15 protein-coding genes are annotated in these 16,890 nt (G+C 63.6%); 6 read left to right on the forward strand and 9 right to left on the reverse strand.

All coding sequences use genetic code 11. From position 1 onward, the window contains the following. Window position 1 precedes the first annotated feature (1 nt). From PYR64_RS16580 to PYR64_RS16605, 6 genes are all read right to left on the reverse strand, one after another. Window positions 2-979, reverse strand: coding sequence for a DnaJ C-terminal domain-containing protein (locus tag PYR64_RS16580; RefSeq protein ID WP_018778259.1), 978 nt, complete (start codon window positions 977-979; stop codon window positions 2-4). Between the two features lie 164 nt (window positions 980-1,143). Continuing rightward, window positions 1,144-1,803: a nucleotide exchange factor GrpE gene (locus PYR64_RS16585; RefSeq protein ID WP_018778258.1), complete on the reverse strand. Its 660-nt coding sequence runs from the start codon at window positions 1,801-1,803 to the stop codon at window positions 1,144-1,146. A 2-nt stretch (window positions 1,804-1,805) separates the two neighbouring features. After that, window positions 1,806-3,671: a molecular chaperone DnaK gene (dnaK, locus tag PYR64_RS16590; RefSeq protein ID WP_018778257.1), complete on the reverse strand. Its 1,866-nt coding sequence runs from the start codon at window positions 3,669-3,671 to the stop codon at window positions 1,806-1,808. Between the two features lie 314 nt (window positions 3,672-3,985). Further along, window positions 3,986-4,876: a DUF817 domain-containing protein gene (locus PYR64_RS16595; RefSeq protein WP_275776427.1), complete on the reverse strand. Its 891-nt coding sequence runs from the start codon at window positions 4,874-4,876 to the stop codon at window positions 3,986-3,988. Beyond that, window positions 4,869-5,660, reverse strand: coding sequence for an oxygenase MpaB family protein (locus PYR64_RS16600; RefSeq protein WP_275776429.1), 792 nt, complete (start codon window positions 5,658-5,660; stop codon window positions 4,869-4,871). The genes PYR64_RS16595 and PYR64_RS16600 overlap by 8 nt, the downstream gene beginning before the upstream one ends. A gap of 23 nt (window positions 5,661-5,683) precedes the next feature. Further along, window positions 5,684-6,409, reverse strand: coding sequence for a TetR/AcrR family transcriptional regulator (locus tag PYR64_RS16605; protein ID WP_275776431.1), 726 nt, complete (start codon window positions 6,407-6,409; stop codon window positions 5,684-5,686). A gap of 147 nt (window positions 6,410-6,556) precedes the next feature. On the opposite strand from PYR64_RS16605, the gene PYR64_RS16610 reads away from it, so the two are divergent. Then, entirely contained in the window at window positions 6,557-7,489 is a 933-nt protein-coding gene (locus PYR64_RS16610; RefSeq protein ID WP_064722516.1) for an NAD-dependent epimerase/dehydratase family protein, read from the forward strand. 20 nt (window positions 7,490-7,509) lie between these two features. On the opposite strand, the gene PYR64_RS16615 is transcribed toward PYR64_RS16610, so the two are convergent. Beyond that, window positions 7,510-8,361: a phytanoyl-CoA dioxygenase family protein gene (locus tag PYR64_RS16615; RefSeq protein ID WP_275776434.1), complete on the reverse strand. Its 852-nt coding sequence runs from the start codon at window positions 8,359-8,361 to the stop codon at window positions 7,510-7,512. Between the two features lie 112 nt (window positions 8,362-8,473). On the opposite strand from PYR64_RS16615, the gene PYR64_RS16620 reads away from it, so the two are divergent. From PYR64_RS16620 to PYR64_RS16640, 5 genes are all read left to right on the forward strand, one after another. Then, on the forward strand, window positions 8,474-9,307 hold the full coding sequence (locus PYR64_RS16620) for an AraC family transcriptional regulator (protein ID WP_275776436.1): 834 nt from the start codon (window positions 8,474-8,476) through the stop codon (window positions 9,305-9,307). Window positions 9,308-9,486: 179 nt separating this feature from the next. Beyond that, the gene (locus PYR64_RS16625; RefSeq protein ID WP_275776437.1) at window positions 9,487-11,532 is read left to right on the forward strand and encodes a hypothetical protein; all 2,046 of its coding nucleotides are present in this window, start codon (window positions 9,487-9,489) and stop codon (window positions 11,530-11,532) included. A 26-nt stretch (window positions 11,533-11,558) separates the two neighbouring features. Beyond that, window positions 11,559-12,353 carry a glucosamine-6-phosphate deaminase gene (locus PYR64_RS16630; protein ID WP_275776439.1) on the forward strand — a complete coding sequence of 265 codons (795 nt, stop codon included), beginning with the start codon at window positions 11,559-11,561 and terminating at the stop codon, window positions 12,351-12,353. A 44-nt stretch (window positions 12,354-12,397) separates the two neighbouring features. Then, the gene (locus tag PYR64_RS16635) at window positions 12,398-13,246 is read left to right on the forward strand and encodes a CPBP family intramembrane glutamic endopeptidase (RefSeq protein WP_275776441.1); all 849 of its coding nucleotides are present in this window, start codon (window positions 12,398-12,400) and stop codon (window positions 13,244-13,246) included. Window positions 13,247-13,398: 152 nt separating this feature from the next. Further along, entirely contained in the window at window positions 13,399-13,647 is a 249-nt protein-coding gene (locus tag PYR64_RS16640; protein ID WP_275776443.1) for a methyltransferase, read from the forward strand. Between the two features lie 13 nt (window positions 13,648-13,660). On the opposite strand, the gene PYR64_RS16645 is transcribed toward PYR64_RS16640, so the two are convergent. Both PYR64_RS16645 and PYR64_RS16650 read right to left on the reverse strand, forming a co-directional pair. Beyond that, window positions 13,661-14,740 carry a substrate-binding domain-containing protein gene (locus PYR64_RS16645; protein WP_079581923.1) on the reverse strand — a complete coding sequence of 360 codons (1,080 nt, stop codon included), beginning with the start codon at window positions 14,738-14,740 and terminating at the stop codon, window positions 13,661-13,663. Window positions 14,741-14,856: 116 nt separating this feature from the next. Continuing rightward, entirely contained in the window at window positions 14,857-16,878 is a 2,022-nt protein-coding gene (locus tag PYR64_RS16650; protein ID WP_275776447.1) for a hypothetical protein, read from the reverse strand. Between the last annotated feature and the right edge of the window lie 12 nt (window positions 16,879-16,890).

A 16,890-nucleotide genomic window follows, 5' to 3' on the forward strand; every position in this document is an offset into this window, starting at 1 on the left:
CTTACAACCGGGCCTTCGCGGCCAGGTCGCGACGCGGGTTCGCGTCAGTGGTGGCAGCAGCGAACGCCTTGACAGCTTCCTCCGCTTCTTTGTTCAGGTTTTGGGGAACCGCGACGTCGATGGTCACCAGGAGATCGCCGGTCGCCTTGGACGTCTTCACGCCACGGCCCTTGACCCTCAAGGTACGGCCAGAGGGTGTGCCCGCCGGTACACGCAACTTGACGGTGTCGCCGTCGAGCGTTGGAACCTCAATGGTGGCGCCGAGCGCCGCTTCCGCGAACGTGACAGGCACGTGGATGCGGATGTTGTCGCCGTCGCGCTGGAAGAAATCGTGGGGCTTCACGCTCACGGTGATGATGAGATCACCGTTGCCGGCAGGGCCGACATTGCCCTTGCCACGCTGACGGACCTTCTGCCCGTCCTTGATCCCGGCTGGAATCTTGACGTCGATCACGTTGCCGTTGCTTTCGCGCAGGCTCACCGTGGTGCCTTTGATGGAGCCGGCGAAGGAAATGGTGGTGGTCGCCGTGCGGTCCGAACCTTTCTGCGGAGCCCGCTGGAAACCGGTCTGGCCGGCACCGCCGAATCCGCCGCCGAACAAGTCGGCAAACTCCGGAGGGATGCCTCCGCCCGCAGGCTGACGGGCGCCTGGTCCGCCGCCGAACAGGCCGCCAAAGAGGTCCTCGAACCCACCGTTGGCACCCGCACCGCCACGCCCGGCTCCCGGAGCAAACCGGGCCCCGCCACCCATGGCACGGATGGCGTCATACTGCTGCCGGTCCTCAGGACTCGACAACACCGAGTAAGCCTCGGAAATGTCCTTGAACTTCTTCTCCGCAGCAGCATCCCCGGAATTCGTATCCGGATGGTACTGCCGGGCTAGCTTGCGGTAAGCCTTCTTGATATCCGCGTCGGACGCGTCCTTGGCGATACCAAGGATCGCGTAAAAATCCTTTTCAACCCAGTCCTGGCTGGCCAAGAGCGTTTCCTTTCAAATCTGTCGTTACGTTGCGCTACGCGGAATATGGGCCCCCGCCCCTACGCGTGGCGGCTCAGTCCTAACGGACTTGAGCCGCCACGCTCCGGCAGGCCCGATGCCACTCCCGGGGCCCATATTCCACTTCGCGCTGCGGTCAACTCACCTTAAGCCGGAACCGCGACAATCACTTGGGCTGCACGCAGGACACGCTCGCCTGAGCGGTATCCGGAGCGCAGCACCTGGCTGACGGTGTCAACCTGGATGTCCTCGCCGGGCTGCTGGATGAGTGCTTCGTGGATGGTGGGGTCGAATTCGACTCCCGTGTCCGCGATGCGTTCCAGTCCGTACGTCTTCAGTGCGTTCTCCAGTTTGGTGGCGATCGCGGCGAAGGGGCCGTCCTCGAGGTCACCGTGCTGGCGTGCGGCGTCGACGTCGTCCAGCACCGGGAGCAGGGAGTTCAGGACGCCGATGACGGCCATCTCCCCTGCTACGGCGCGGTCGCGTTCGACGCGCTTGCGGTAGTTGACGTACTCAGCCTGGAGGCGAAGGAGATCGTTGCGGAGCTCCGCTGCCTGGGCTTCAGCTGCGGCACCGGAGGCTACCGACTCTTCAGCCGGCACCTCTACCCCGTTGAGGATTTCCTCAGCCTGGGAGAGCGCATCGCCGTCCGAGGGAGCGGCGTTGCCTTCGCTGTGAGCCGTGGCTTCGCCTTCAGGGTGGCGGGCTGCCCCGGTTTCCGGGTCAACCTTGCGGTTGTCCCGAATAACCGGCTTGCGCGGCTCGTTCCCTTCTGAGTGCTCTGCTTCGTTGCCGTGATGAGGCATGGCTACTTCTTCGCTTCGTCTTCGTCGATGATTTCGGCGTCAACGATGTCTTCGTCGTTGGCTGCCTTGTCACCGGCAGGTGCGCCTTCAGCGCCGGCTCCCGGAGCATCAGCTGCGGCGGCCTGCGAGTAGATGGCTTCGCCGAGCTTGGTCTGGGAGGCCTGGAGCTTCTCGAACGCGGTCTTGACGGCGGCGTCGTCGGTGCCTTCCAGTGCGGACTTGAGGGCGTCGACGTCGGCCTTGACCTCGGTCTTGACCTCTTCCGGCAGCTTGTCGTCGTTGTCGGCGATCAGCTTGTCCACCGAGTAGGCGAGCTGCTCTGCGGAGTTACGGGTGTCCGTAGCTTCGCGGCGTGCCTTGTCCTCTGCAGCGTGCTCTTCGGCTTCACGGACCATGCGGTCGATGTCGTCCTTGGAGAGCGCGGTGCCACCGGTGATGGTCATGGACTGTTCCTTGCCCGTGCCCTTGTCCTTGGCGGACACGTGGACGATGCCGTTGGCGTCGATGTCGAAGGTGACCTCGACCTGCGGGACGCCACGCGGTGCCGGAGCGATGCCGGTCAGTTCGAACGTGCCCAGCGGCTTGTTGTCGCGGGTGAATTCACGCTCGCCCTGGAAGACCTGGATGGCCACGGACGGCTGGTTGTCGTCAGCGGTGGTGAAGGTCTCGGAACGCTTGGTGGGGATGGCCGTGTTGCGCTCGATGAGGTGCGTCATGACACCACCCTTGGTTTCGATGCCGAGGGACAGCGGGGTGACGTCGATGAGGAGGACGTCCTTGCGCTCGCCCTTCAGGACACCGGCCTGCAGTGCGGCACCAACGGCCACGACTTCGTCCGGGTTGACGCCCTTGTTGGGCTCCTTGCCGCCGGCGAGTTCCTTGACGAGCTCGGAGACAGCAGGCATACGGGTGGAGCCACCGACGAGGACGATGTGGTCGATGTCGGAAACCTTGATGCCGGCTTCGGCGATGACGTCGTGGAACGGCTTCTTGGTGCGGTCCAGCAGGTCCTTGGTGAGGTCCTGGAACTTGGCACGGGTCAGCTGCTCATCCAGGTGGACCGGGCCGTCAGGGGTGACGGAGAGGTACTGGAGGGAGATGTTGGTGCTGGTGGAGGAGGACAGTTCCTTCTTGGCCTGCTCTGCAGCTTCGCGGAGACGCTGGAGGGCGATCTTGTCCTTGGAGAGGTCGATGCCCTTGACCTTGAGCTGGCTCAGGAGCCACTCGACGACGCGGTTGTCCCAGTCGTCGCCACCGAGGCGGTTGTCACCGGCGGTTGCGCGGACCTGGATGGTGGAGAAGTTGTCTTCGTCCTTGCCAACCTCGAGGAGGGAGACGTCGAAGGTACCGCCACCGAGGTCGAAGACCAGGATGAGTTCGTCTTCCTTGCCCTTGTCCAGACCGTAAGCCAGTGCAGCCGCGGTGGGCTCGTTGACAATACGGAGGACGTTGAGGCCAGCGATCTCGCCGGCTTCCTTGGTGGACTGGCGCTCGGCATCGTTGAAGTATGCCGGAACGGTGATCACAGCGTCGGTGACCTTTTCGCCCAAGTAGCTCTCGGCGTCGTTCTTGAGCTTCATGAGGATACGCGCGGAAATTTCCTGCGGGGTGTACTTCTTGTCATCGATTGCGACGCTCCAGTCGGTGCCCATGTGGCGCTTGACGGAGGCGATGGTGCGGTCGATGTTGTTGACGGCCTGGCGCTTGGCGATTTCGCCGACCAGGACTTCGCCGGACTTGGAGAACGCAACGACGGACGGCGTGGTGCGGCCGCCTTCTGCGTTGGCGATGACGGTGGGCTCGCCACCTTCGAGAACAGAGACCACGGAGTTGGTGGTTCCGAGGTCGATACCTACTGCACGTGACATATCTTGTTTCCTTTCAATGGCCGATGTTGGAGATTGCACCTGGCAGTGGTCCGCTGGGCGGTTGACCTGTCGGGAGCCTGCTCAACAATCGGCTAGTTGAGCGTTCTGCACTCAACTGTACTCAGCCCTGGATTTAAGTCAATCCAAAGTTGAGTCTAGTGCGCTCAACTTTCTGTAAGACCACCCTCAAACCCCCGGAATCACGCGGCAAAAAGGGGTTGTTTCGCCTACGGTGAACTGGCGGTGAAGCCTCACGACGCGCACAATGCACAGCGCCACTCACCCGGAGCGATGACACCCACATCCGGGTGTCACTAGTGAATTTGGGTGGCGCCAGCCGTTTGGGTGGCGTCAGCGGCGTCGAGCGGTTCCGGTTTGTAGACCCACGCCACCAGCACCACGGAAATGATCATCAGCAGGAACCACGCCAGGAGTTTGTCGATGGAAACCGCCTGCCATCCGTTCAGCTGGTTCGGATACAGCCACGCACGCGACCACGTGCCGATGTTCTCGGCGAACCAGATGAACAGCGCCACCAGCAGGAACGACACCAGAATCGGCATCTTGAAGCGGCGGCGGAACACCCGGAAGTGCATCACGCACCGCCCGTAGGCAAGCACGACGGCGGCAAGCAGCACCCAGCGAAGGTCAAGGATGTAGTGGTGCGAGAAGAAGTTGACGTAAATCCCCGCCGCAACAAGGGCCGTGATCCACCGCCGCGGGTAGCGGTCGAAGCGGAGGTCGAACAGCCGGAAAACCCGCACCATGTACGAACCCACGGCCGCATACATGAACCCGCTGAACAGCGGCACCGCGCCGATCCGCAGGACACCCTCGGCCTCATACGCCCAGGAGCCCACGTCCGTCTTGAACAGTTCCATCACCGTCCCCACCACATGGAAAAGCAGGATCACCCGCAACTCCCGCAACGTCTCCAGCTTGAAGCTGATCATGAGCACTTGGATGACGATCGCGGCAATGGTGAGGAAGTCGTTGCGCGCCAGTCCGGCGTCGGCGGGATACCAGAGGCGGGCCGCGATGATCACCGCAAGCAGCGCGGCCCCGAACACACACGCCCACGCCTGCTTCAGCCCGAAAACCACAAACTCCGTGAGCCGGCCACGCAGCCGTCCGCCGTCCGCACGGTCAAGGTAACGGTGGGCAGCCCGGTCAATGGACTCTTCAACGGAGGTGGGATTACGCATTGGGTGCCTTGGCATCGACGGCGAGTTGCTTCAAGTAGTAGTCCCGCGGCCAGTGCCGGATCCGCTCCGGCAGCCTGGGGTAGACCCGGCCCAGACCCTTCATGGTCCGGTCGAACCGTCGGGCGTGGCCGGGGCTCCATGGGAAACCAAAAGCTTCCCGGACAGGCGCGGGCAGGAGCCCGGCCGTGAGGAAACGGGCCAGCGGCATGGCCAGGCGCAGCAAGCGCGGACCGCCGGATGGATAGAGCAGTTCCCTGGCGACTTTGAGCGCCTTTGCGTCCGGCCGCAACGCCTCAACCTGAGCCTGCCAGTACTCGGCGAAGGCAGACCGGTCGCGTGGCCACCTTCCGGGCGGAAGCTGGAGTGCCGTACCGATCCGGGCATAGTCGCGGTAGATGCTGTCGGCGGTCTCGTCGTCTAGCTGTCCGTGGACCTTTTCGTACACGGTGACGGCGGTGTCGTAGAGGGTGGCGACCACCCAGAGCTGGGACTCGGCGTCGAACGCGCTGTAGCCCGCGGAGGTGGCATCGGGGCTCCGCCGGACCGGCGCGTGCGCCCTGTTGACGGCGCGTCGGACGGCCTTGAGCTGTTCCTCGGAACCATAGATCACCGCGTACACGTAGGTCATGGTGGCCCGGAGCCTGTCCATGGGGCGCTCTGCGAAGTTGCTGTGCTCGGCTACGCCGTGGCCGACGCGCGGATTGGCGATCTGCAGGAGAATGGCGCGGCCGGCACCGGCCAGCAGGACGCCCTCCGCACCGATATCCGCCAGTCCTCGAGCCATCCGAATACTCTAGCGCCCCAACCTTAGAGCCCGGCCACACCCTGAAGGACGGACAACTGGTGCTCGAACAACTCGTCGCGTGCCTTGAAGGTGTCCTGGCCGTACTGACCGAAAACCTCAAAACTGATCGCCCCGAAAACGGACGTCCACACCAGCACACCGCGCGCCAGGGACGGATCCGACACGGAGAGCTTCAGTTCCGAGCGGATGGCTTCCAAGTCTGCCGCCAACGCCGGAGGAATCACGACGGCGGGACCCACCCGGGCGTCCAGGACGCCCGCCCGCTGGGCGCAATCGAAGATGCCCACCAAGCGGAAGATGACGCGGGTTCCAGGGACGGTGGTGCGCTCCCCCGGGGCTTGGTATCCGGGCACCGGACTGCCGAAGAGGAGGGCGTAGCTGGCGGGTTCCCGGAGAGCCCAGTGCCGGACCGCGCGGCCCAGGGCCTTGAATTGCCCGGCAAAGTCACCGTCCGGAACTGCTGCCACGGCCGTGTCCACTTCGTCGCCGAGCTCGTTGTAGCCGTCGATGAGCAGGAGTGTAAGGAGTTCGTCCCGGTTCTGGACGTAGCGGTAGACCGCAGAGGATACGACTCCGAGGTCCCGGGCCACGGCACGCAGGGAAAGGGCAGCGGCCCCATGGACCGCCAAGTGCTCGCGTCCGATGCGCACGATGTCGACCAGGGTTTGGGCGCGGGCACGTTCGCGCGGAGTAGCTGGTTTGCTTTTGGGCGTTCCGGTGGACGGCATGAGTCCAGCTTGCCATAAGAGAGAGCGTCGCCAACAAATGAGAGCACTGCTCTTGACATTGATTGAAAGGGCCGTCATTCTGGATTCAGAGAGCAGCGCTCTCGCTTTTGACCAGGCCATCTGCCGCTATCCCGAAAGAAGAACCCCATGTACGTTGTGACCGGAGCAGGACCCGTTGGATACACCGTCGCCGAACAGCTCGCGGAGCAAGGCCACCAAGTCCGCATCCTGACCCGATCAGGCAGTGGCCCGGAGCACCCGCTGGTGGAAAGGATGCGTGTAGATGCCTCCGACCCCGGTCAGGTCTCCCATGCATTCCAAGGCGCCCATGCGGTGTTCCACTGCATCCACGGAAGCGCCTACCGTGCCGCGGCCTGGGCAGCCGAACTTCCCCAGGCCGAGCAGACCGTGATGGATGCAGCGGCAGCCGTGGGCGCCGTCGTCGTGTTCCCTGAAAGCCTGTACTCCTACAGCGAGCCCGACCGGATCATGACCGAAGCCGGGCCTCGTGCGGCGGACGGCGGCAAACGCGGCATCCGCACCGCGCTGCTGAAGGCACGGCAGGCACATGCGGCCAATACCGTCAGCGTCGTGGCCGGCGACTTCTTCGGGCCGCGCGTGAAAATGGCCCACGCCGGCGAGCGCATGGTGAAGCCCATCCTGGCAGGCAAGGTAGTGCAGGTCATCGGGAGCACCCGCCAGCCGCACTCCTTTACCTATGTACCGGACCTCGCAGCCGCCATGATCGCTGCGGCGCATAAGCCGGAACTCTGGAACCGTGTGCTGCATGCCCCCACCGGTGCCGCCGTGACCCAGCGGGAAATAGCCGAAGCGCATGCGGCTGCCGCCGGTGTTGCTGCACCCAAAGTGAGCGCCGTGCCCGGATGGGTGCTGCGGGTGGCGGGCCTTTTCTCTACGGACATGCGCGAACTGGCCGAGTTGTTGTACCAGTTCGAGCGGCCGTTCGTGATGGATTCCTCGGAAAGCCAGCGGCTCCTGGGGCTCGACCCCACCCCTCTGGCCGAAGCCACGGCGGCCACGGTTGCGTGGTGGCGCGGCGCGGTCCAGCAGCCCAAGTAGAGGTGCCGCACGGCTGCGGCTCAGAGGCCGTCGTCGTAATTCCAGTGCTCCTGCCAGCGCCAGTCGATAGGTTCGCTCAACCGCTGATAACGGATATCCGTGGACAGCCGCATGGTGCCTCCGCGGTCCATGTTGTCCAAGGCAGCGTGCACAATGTGAGCCGAGTGGACCACGATGTCCCCAACCTCGTAATCGGCCACCAGCCATCGTGCGTTACGTTCGTCCGCCAACCCCGGAAGGTCGGCGGTAATGGACGCAGCGGGAAGTTTCAGGGTCCCCTCGCGCTCGTCTGCCATCACCCAGTGGTGGCTGCCCTCAAGGTAGGTCAAACCGCCTCGCTCACGGGGGCAATCGCCCAGCGGAATCCACATGGAGAGCACGCGATCGCTGCCCTCGCGGAGGTAGACGAGATCGTAGTGTGCCTGGGTTGCCGTGCCGATGCCGCTCTCACCGGGCTTGGTGTGGCGAATGATCTTGCGCCGGTGCAGATGGACGTCATCGGCGAGAAACCAGGCAAACCAATCGGCAATTCCCTCCGCCGTGCACAGCGCCTGGTACTCCGGGCCCGGGACAATGCGATCAAACAGGCCCCGGCGCAAGGCGGCCCTGTCCGCGTCGCCCTCAGAGGCGATACCGTCACGGGGATCGGTGCCGGGTGCGAAGACATTCGCCTCGGCCAATGAAGCAAAGTAGAACTCCCTGAAATCCAGGAGCTTGTCCGGTTTCAACTGACCCTTCAAGTAGAGGTATCCGTCCCGGCGAAGCCGTGCCCACAACGCGTCGCGATCACCACGTTCGGAGGAGGGCACCGGTTCAAGCTCGGCCAAGCGGGTTTCCGATTCGTCCAGGACGTAGCCATTCGAGGTCAACATAGTCACCACCTTGGCACCGGCGCCCGGGGAAGTGAATGGACTCCCGTTGGCGATCACTTGGACTTTTGCGAGCGTTGTCTTTCTTGTTCAAGCAAGGGCAACATTGGAGGCCATGGACAATTGGTCGAGCTATCGGCAACCCGCCCACCCGCTACGGGACCTGGGCTTGGCGTGCCTGGGCGCCGGTGAGCAAAGCGGTGTTCTGCCCTCCTTTTCCGAGAGGACATTGAGCAGCCACGCCATGGTGCTGGTCTCCGAGGGGTCCGGTCATTTCACGATGGATGGCGCCCGGTTCGAAGTCCAGGCTCCCGCTGTCATCTGGCTCTTTCCGGGGGTAAGCCACGGCTACGGGCCAGGACCCCTTGGGTGGAAAGAGCACTGGCTCCTCTTTTCCGGGCCCATGGCACGGGCGATGGAGGAGCTGGGGTGCTTCGCCCGCACCCGGCCCTTGGTCCGAATTGACGGCCACGCAGATAAGGCGGGACTTGGACTTTTTCCCCAGCTGCGGGCCGCCCTCTCAACCGCTGGGCGGCATGGAGACCTTGAGGCCTCAGTGCTCTGCCAAAGAATCCTCGTCGAAAGCGGCCGACGCACCATGGACCCCGGCCTTCCGGGCCGGGACGACAAGCTCCTCACCGCGCTGCACGAACTGGCCCATCTGCCACTCAGCCTGTCCCAACTGGCCGCATCAATGGAGGTTTCCGTCCCCGACCTCAGGCGTACAGTCCGGGCTGCTACCGGGACAGGCCCCAAGGAGCTCGTTCTGCAGCTGCGCATATCCCGTGCCCAGTCGCTCCTTGCCGATACGACCCTGTCCGTTCAACGGGTCGCTACGCTCACCGGCTACGACGACCCCGCCTACTTCAGCCGGCTCTTCACCAAGAAGACCGGCCACTCCCCGATCCAGTTCCGCCGTTTACACCACAGGGATACGCCTCTGCCATGACGGTGCCCCGACAGTTGAACACCTGCAAGGACTTGGCACCACCCAATGTCTGAAAATGTTCGAATCATGGATTTCCCGTTCTGCGGCTGAAACCCTGAGTGAAGTGCACAGAGCGGATCCGGACCGCTCCAAGCGCCATGAATCCACCCCCACGGGATACTCAATGAGGAGAACTTTCCATGTCCACCTTCGCCATCAATCGTCGTCAATTGCTGCAGACCGGGGGCATCGGCGGACTCGCCGTAGCGCTGTCAGCAATGTCCCCCGGCGCCGCAGAGGCCGCCCGTCCGCTCAACACTTGGGCGCCTCAGATCACGGACCTTGGACCCGCCGTCGTCCAGTTTTCGCTCATGAGTTCGCTGCTTGTGGGCGACACGGTCTATATCGGGTCCCGCAACCTGAACCCGGTAAGGGTGATTGGATACCACCTCCCCACAGGCACCATCACGTCACGGACGGACCTCGGCTCGGGGTACAGCATCCAGGCTTTGGCCGCCGACTCCACCGGCCGCTACCTGTACGCAGGTGTGCTGCGCGATGGAATCGATGGAAAGCCGAACCTGTACCGCTGGGACCTCCGCACGCCCAACGTGCCCGCAGTGGGCGTGGGCGAAACCGGCGACCGTGACATCCGGGCGCTGTCCGTGGCTCCTGACGGAAAGGTCTACCTTGCCGGCGGCGGGCTAACCACCAATGCCCCCTCCCTGTGGGAATTCGATCCTGCCACGAATGCCATGACCAGCTGGGGCATACCGGACCCTGGAGCCACCATTGCCCAAGCTGTGGCCGCCACTGCCAGCCACGTGTACTTCGGCACAGGCAGCACACTGGGCGGCGGCAATGGCTCCAGCCCGGCGCGTCTGTTTGCGTTCGATCGCACGACGAAGAATTCCACGAACATCCTTCCTGCCGAAGTAGCCACCGGAGTCTCCGTCACGTCGTTGAGCGTGTTGAACGGCCAGCTCGGTGTGGGCGTCAAAGGCCCGGGCAAATCCGTGCTGATCAATCTGGCAAACCATGCCCAGTACACCGTGATCGCGAAGACCGGCGTGATGTTCCGGCAGTTGGGCAACGACGTCTTCTTCGTCAAGGAGCCGGGCGTCTGGTCCTACAACATGGTCAGCAAGAAGATCACCCAGATCCTCACAGAGGATGTTGGCGCCATGTGGGGTCTGGACGTCTACGGCAATAAGGCGCTCACTGTTTCCTCTTACGACGTCATTGAAGTCGATCCTGTAGCGAAGACCGCCGTCAAGCATGACCTCACACAGGCTGGAGCACCGGGCGGGCCGCAGCTTTGCATGGGCCTCGCCGCGGGCGCCGGGGACGTTTACGTGGGCGGCACGGGAACCATTGCGCGTCACCAGTTGGCGTCAAACCAGGTTTCCTACCTCCGCGCGACGGGCGAGGCCAAGGACGCCGTAGTGGTGGGCGGAATCCTGTTCACGGGCCAGTACAACTCCAGGGGCATCTACTCCTACGATCCCTCTACCGGGCAGCTCCCCTATCAAGTGGCGGCCCTCCCTGCCGGGCAAAACCGCCCCTTGGATGTCTGTTGGGACGCCGTCAACGGGCTGGTCATTGCCGGCGCGCAGAACGATACCGGCGGTGGCGGCTGCTTCGCCGCCTACAACCCGGTGACAACGCAGGTCATCACCAAGGTCAATCCAATCGATGCCCTCCAGATGGTCCGGGCAGTGGCCACAAAGGACGGAGTGGCCTACCTGGGCGGGGACAACATCTACGCCACCGGCCCCCGAAGCACCGTGGTTGCCTGGGATCCGTTAGCAAACCAGGAGCTTTGGCGCCTTGACCCGGGACAGAGCCAAGGCATCGCCGCAATGGCCATCCACGGCAAGTTCCTCTATGGCATGTCTCGGAAGGCCGCGGGCTTGTTCGTCATTGACCTGGACACCCGCCAGGTGGTCCACCGGGGCGACCTGAGCGCGGTGTGCACCGACTTCGGCGCCTTCCAGGTAAGTCGGGGAATTGTCTATGGTGTCTCCGACACCACGGTGTTCCGAATCGACCCTGCCACGTTTGCGGTCTCGGTTGTTGTGCCAGGCATCAATGGCGGCTGGTACAGCGGTCCGCACATCACAGCGGACGAAGACGGCCTGCTCTACACGCTTCAAGGCCCCAACCTGGTCCGGATCGATGACTTATCGCTGGAGGGGAAGTTGAAGAAGGACAAGAAGGACAAAAAGCCTTCGAAAGAAAAGTAGGACCCTCCAGAAAGCAAAGGAATCCCATGGCAGAAGTCATTATCGTCCGCGACCAAGCAGAGGCAGGAAGCGTAGCCGCGTCGATCTTCGCGCAGCAGATCCAGGACAACCCAGCCACCGTGCTGGGGCTGGCCACAGGTTCGACCCCGCTAACCACGTACGCAGCATTAGCCAAGGCGGTCAGGGAAGAAGGCATCGATGTTTCCCGCGTACGCGGCTTCGCGTTGGATGAGTATCTCGGTGTCCCGCCAGGGCATCGTGAGAGCTACCGCTCCGTCATCACCCGCGAAGTCGTGGAGCCCCTGGGATTGAACCCGGATCACGTGTTCACTCCGAGGGGCACCGGCCCTGACATCACCCAGGCCGGAGCAGAGTATGAAGCCATGATCGCCGAGGCCGGAGGCATCGACCTCCAGATACTAGGCATCGGGTCCAACGGCCATGTGGGGTTCAACGAGCCGGGTTCTTCCTTGGCTTCGTCAACCCGGATCAAGGCGTTGGCCGAACAAACGCGCCGGGACAATGCCAGGTTCTTCGCCTCGCCGGAACAGGTCCCGACGCACTGCATCACCCAAGGCCTGGGCACGATCCTCCGGGCCAGGCAGTTGGTGCTCCTGGCCTTCGGAGCCAACAAAGCGCAGGCTGTGGCAGCCGCGCTTGAAGGTCCTGTGTCCGCGGCCGTGCCAGGCTCTGTCATCCAACAGCACCCGCGGACCAAGGTGATTATTGACGAAGATGCCGCTGTAAACCTGGCACATGCCGACTACTACCGGCACGCCAGGCGATCGGCTGGGGAACTGCACGAAGTAGTAGGTTTTTAGCGGGGGGGCGAGTGCAACCCGAGTTCCGAAAAAAGGGGCAGTAAATGGGGAAGGAAGCACGCATCTCCGGTTGGAAGGCTTTCTGGGATCGAGGAGGCTGGTGGCGGGCCGTCCTGCTGGCGGTTCTCTACATGGCGATCTACCTCGGCGCCGGCCAAGTGATCGGCGCCTTTGCACGCGACCAGGTGGATGCAGAGGATCTCCTCCGCACCCCGCAGAGCGTCTTCGTCGGCCTGACCCTGTCATTGCTCGTTGGCAGCCTCGTGCTGGCTGCCTTTGTCTATTCGGTGAAATGGTTTAAACCACTCTTCGCGCAGCAACCCGTCAAGGGAAGCTGGTGGATGTGGGCCGCGCCGTTCTTCCTGGTTGCTGCCATTGTGCTGCGCTTCCTGGGAATCAACTACAGCAGCTACCAGGCATCCGTCGTAGTGATCACACTGGTTACCGGACTCCTGATCGGCTTCGCGGAGGAAATCCTCACACGAGGCATCGTGGTGAAAATGCTCCGCGATTCGGGGAAGTCCGAGTGGGTGGTCATGGTGCTTTCATCACTGTTATTCGCGCTCCTGCACTCGGCCAATGCCCTGTCAGGCATGCCGATCATCACCGTCCTGGTGACCATACTGTTCACGTTCGGCTTCGGCATTTGCATGTATCTGACCCTGCGGGTCACCGGTAACCTGATCTGGCCCATGATTCTGCACGCCCTCTATGACCCCACGCTCTTCCTGTCCACCGGCGGCATCGACCAAGCCGCTGCCGGACCACAGAGCCCGCTCCTGCAACTGGCAGGCCCGGCCAACATGATCTACATCCTGATCGCCCTCGTAGCCCTGATTGTGGTGCGGGGTCGGGCTCAACGCACCCCGGTCGCAGCTCCGGCGGCACTGTAGGGCGGGCAGCAAAGAGACTATTCTTACGCGCATGGCCCAGGCAAGGTCGCCCGCACGTGCGTGGATGGGGACGTTCCTCTTCCTCTTCCTCGCCCCTGGTATCGTCGCGGGCCTCATCCCCTGCCCCGGCGGCTCCCACGGAGGCGCTGGTGGTGACGGGGGCCTACCGCCATGTGCGCAACCCCATGTACCTCGCAGTGCTGGGCATCATTCTCGGCCAGTCACTGCTGTTCGGCAGTTGGGGGCTGGTGGCCTACGCAGTCACAGTCCTGGTTGCAGTGGTCGCCTTCGTGAAAGGCTACGAGGAACCAACACTCACGGAGACCTACGGCAGGCAATACCTCAATTACCGGCGCAATGTCCCGGGCTGGTGGCCCCGGGTCACTCCGTGGCGGGGGTGATCGAAACCAAGCCCTACTCCGCATCCTCCCCGAACGCCGTGGACTCCCGGATGATCAGCTTGGGGGCGAGGCTTACGCGGCGGAGGGCAGGCGAAACTGCAGCCCCGGGCTTTCCTGCCAGGCGTTCCATACACATGGTCACCGCGGCGTGGCCGACGTCCCGTTTGGGCGGTGCGATGGACGTCAGCGGCACCGGAGCGAGGTCGGCCACTTCGTCGTCATACGCCACGATGGCGAGGTCTTCGGGCACACTGACTCCGGATTCCTCAGCAAGGTTGATCAGCGTGATGGCTTCCTCGTCGGGAAGGACCAGCGCAGCGTGGGTTCCGGTGCGGCGGCAATCTTTCAGGAACTTCTTGAACTCTTTTTGGTTGTTGCCCGCGCCCACCACTGAACGGTCATACTCCATGACGGGTGCATCCGTTTCCAGACCCAGCTTGGCCACCATCCGCTCATGGCTTTCACGGAGCCAGGGGGCCGTAGCGCTGGTGGCAACAGCCAGCCCGATCCTGCGGTGTCCCAGAGACGCGAGGTGCTCCATGGCCAGTTCAGCGCCATAGCCGTGATCCGACATCACTGACTCGAATACCCGGCTGGAGCGCTCCACCAGCACCACGGGGATCCGCACGCCGGACAGCAGGTCAAACGTCGGCGAACCAGGCTCGAGGGGGCCCGCGGTCGCCAGGAGGATCCCGTCCACGGAGTTGGCCACCATGCGCTGGAGCTGGCGAAGCTCGTCCTCCGCGGAGTAGTTGCTGACGCCTAGGATGAGGCGTGCGTTCAGGGCCCTGGCCGCAGCTTCTGCGCCACGAATGACTTCAGGGAAGTAGTAGCCGGTGGTTGGGACTATGAGTCCGAGGGTAGCCAGCGGCTGGCGTGCGCGCCTGTGGACCGTGTCCCCCGGCCGCTCCACCACCATGCGGACCGCACCACCGTGGACCCGGCGCAGGAGGCCCTGAGCCGCGAGCTGAGTAAGGTCCCGGCGGATGGTCATGGTGGACTGGCCGCTTTTTTCGGCGAAGTCGTTCACGGTCAGGGTCCCGCGAAGCTCCAGTTCACGGAGTATCTTCTCGTGGCGTTCCCCGCTGAGCATGCCAGTCCTCTTCCGGAATCCAAATGTTCAAACAAGCATAAACGAACGTTGTGGGGCCCGCTCTGCGCGTAAAACACTCGCCAGAGCGCGCAGAGCGGGCCCCACAACGCCATCCACTACCGCCGCGGGTGGTCGTCGATCCGTACGACGTTCCGGCCACGCATCGTGTAGAGGTACCCGTCTTCGTCGTTGGTGATGTGGGAGCCGCTGTACCAGCCGCCGTCGATGCCTGCCACCACTGTGGCCACCTCGAAGGTCTTGGGATCAAAGCGGAACACATCCGTGTCCGAGACACCGTAAACAGCGCCTCGGTTGGTTACCAGCGCGGCGAACCCGGTGCAGACCGGACTGATGTCCGCTTGGTGGATCAGCTTGCGCTTTGGCAGGTCAATGACGAAAACACGTCCCGTGCGAACGATCCCGTAAAGGTACCTGCCTTGCACCGCCAGTGCAGACACGCCGGCACCCAATCCGGGATCGAGCCGCCATAGTTCCTTGCCCGTTACGGGATTCAACGCCACAACGGTACCTGGACCTTCAGTACCGGGCCGTCCCCCGCCAAGGTAGGCGACGCCGTCGCGCGCTGTTACTGCGCGCACCAACTGCACTGAGTCCACGGGGTTGAGGAAGAATCCCGACTTCCCGGTGGCGGGATTGTAGGTCCACAACGAGCCACCACCCTCGGTGTCAGCCTGGGCGCACGCCAGGACCAGCTTGTTGACCTCGTCCCAATGGACATCCAGGGGCCGGTTCTGTTCGGCGGAGAACTTTGCCACCTGGCTGATCGGTTGACCGCTGCGGGGGTCATAGCTCCAGATGCCCTGGGAGCTGTACTGGCCGGTGTAAAGCACCCGGTCCACCACCACGGCATCCTTGGCTTCACCCGGGACCGTCATGTTGGTGACCTGTCCGGTCTTCAACGATCGGCGTGAGATGACCCCGTTGCCGCCCACGTAGACCAGGCCGCCCCCGGCTGCCACTCCCATGGCTTCCTGCGCGTCCGACGGCGCCCCGGCCTCGCCTAGGTCGGTGGTCTTGTACGACCCGGTTGCGGGGTCGATCTCGGCTACGAATCCGAACGCGGAGGTCACCAGAACCTTGCTGTTCAGGGCGTCAACGCCCCAAATCTCGCCCAGGAACGGCCCCTGGTAGGAGACGGCGGATACCGAATTGGCGGACAGTGAGTAGACCAGGAGCCCGGCTTCGTTGGCGAAATAGACCTTGTCACCGATTGCTGCGAAGTTCTTGGCGGTCTTTCGCTCGGATGCAGCCAAGGCATAGGAGGACGGATTGGTGACGCTCACGGCCGCGATCTTGGACGTGGACGTCGAGGCCGCCGAGCTGACCATGACCTTGTCTCCGACGATCGCGAGGTCGCGGATGCTGGGGTCTGCGACCATCTCCGCCGGGGTGACGTTGGCGAACGTTTTGGCGGCATGGTTGTACGCGTAGAGGCAAGCGCGGCTGGCGCTGCCTCCTCCGTTCAAGGTGCTGCCGGCGCCGAAGAAGATAGTGGAATCGGTGGCCGCGACAGCGCGGGCCAAGGTGGCGCCTGCATCCGGAACGCCCAGGTTGGTGACTGCTCCTGTGGCGGGATCGTATTCCCATAAGGCCGGGGCCGTGCCGCTTCCGCCACCCACCGCGTAGAGGCGTCCGTTGGGGGCCACGCTGAGATCACGTACGTCGCGGTCACCGATGCGTCCGATCGGGGTGGCTCTCACACCCGGGGTGGAAAGGTCCCAACGGAACAGGTTCGGCTTGGGACCTGCAGCGTTCTGCAACACGCCTGCATACAGGTACCGTCCGGAGGCGTCGGCAGCGAGAGTTTGGATGGCATAGCCGTTTTCCAGTTCGGTCACGCCGGAGACTTTGCCGCTGGGTACATGGAAGGCCACGATCCGCACCGGATCGAGGTTTCGCGAACCTATGTACAGCGTCTCGCCCACCAGCAGCCCGCTCATGAGGGAGAACTGTACGACGCCGGGACCCAGGTCCAGGACTTCGGTCGCCTTTGGCTTGGATCCCAGGAGGGCGGACGCCGACGCCGGCTGGCCGGCTGCCAGCCCGATGGCCGCGGCGAGCGACGCTGCTCCCCCAACTTGAAGGACTGACCGTCTGCTGATGTTCGATTTCTCCATGGGAATCCCTGT

The organism is Paenarthrobacter sp. Y-19 (assembly GCF_029223985.1).
Classification (GTDB): domain Bacteria; phylum Actinomycetota; class Actinomycetes; order Actinomycetales; family Micrococcaceae; genus Arthrobacter; species Arthrobacter nicotinovorans.

Bases quoted from the DNA above. Each gene is read 5' to 3' on its own strand.
- PYR64_RS16585 (WP_018778258.1), bottom strand. From the start codon at position 1,803: ATGCCTCATCACGGCAACGAAGCAGAGCACTCAGAAGGGAACGAGCCG.
- dnaK (WP_018778257.1), bottom strand. From the start codon at position 3,671: ATGTCACGTGCAGTAGGTATCGACCTCGGAACCACCAACTCCGTGGTC.
- PYR64_RS16595 (WP_275776427.1), bottom strand. From the start codon at position 4,876: ATGCGTAATCCCACCTCCGTTGAAGAGTCCATTGACCGGGCTGCCCAC.
- PYR64_RS16600 (WP_275776429.1), bottom strand. From the start codon at position 5,660: ATGGCTCGAGGACTGGCGGATATCGGTGCGGAGGGCGTCCTGCTGGCC.
- PYR64_RS16605 (WP_275776431.1), bottom strand. From the start codon at position 6,409: ATGCCGTCCACCGGAACGCCCAAAAGCAAACCAGCTACTCCGCGCGAA.
- PYR64_RS16610 (WP_064722516.1), top strand. From the start codon at position 6,557: ATGTACGTTGTGACCGGAGCAGGACCCGTTGGATACACCGTCGCCGAA.
- PYR64_RS16615 (WP_275776434.1), bottom strand. From the start codon at position 8,361: ATGTTGACCTCGAATGGCTACGTCCTGGACGAATCGGAAACCCGCTTG.
- PYR64_RS16620 (WP_275776436.1), top strand. From the start codon at position 8,474: ATGGACAATTGGTCGAGCTATCGGCAACCCGCCCACCCGCTACGGGAC.
- PYR64_RS16625 (WP_275776437.1), top strand. From the start codon at position 9,487: ATGTCCACCTTCGCCATCAATCGTCGTCAATTGCTGCAGACCGGGGGC.
- PYR64_RS16630 (WP_275776439.1), top strand. From the start codon at position 11,559: ATGGCAGAAGTCATTATCGTCCGCGACCAAGCAGAGGCAGGAAGCGTA.
- PYR64_RS16635 (WP_275776441.1), top strand. From the start codon at position 12,398: ATGGGGAAGGAAGCACGCATCTCCGGTTGGAAGGCTTTCTGGGATCGA.
- PYR64_RS16645 (WP_079581923.1), bottom strand. From the start codon at position 14,740: ATGCTCAGCGGGGAACGCCACGAGAAGATACTCCGTGAACTGGAGCTT.
- PYR64_RS16650 (WP_275776447.1), bottom strand. From the start codon at position 16,878: ATGGAGAAATCGAACATCAGCAGACGGTCAGTCCTTCAAGTTGGGGGA.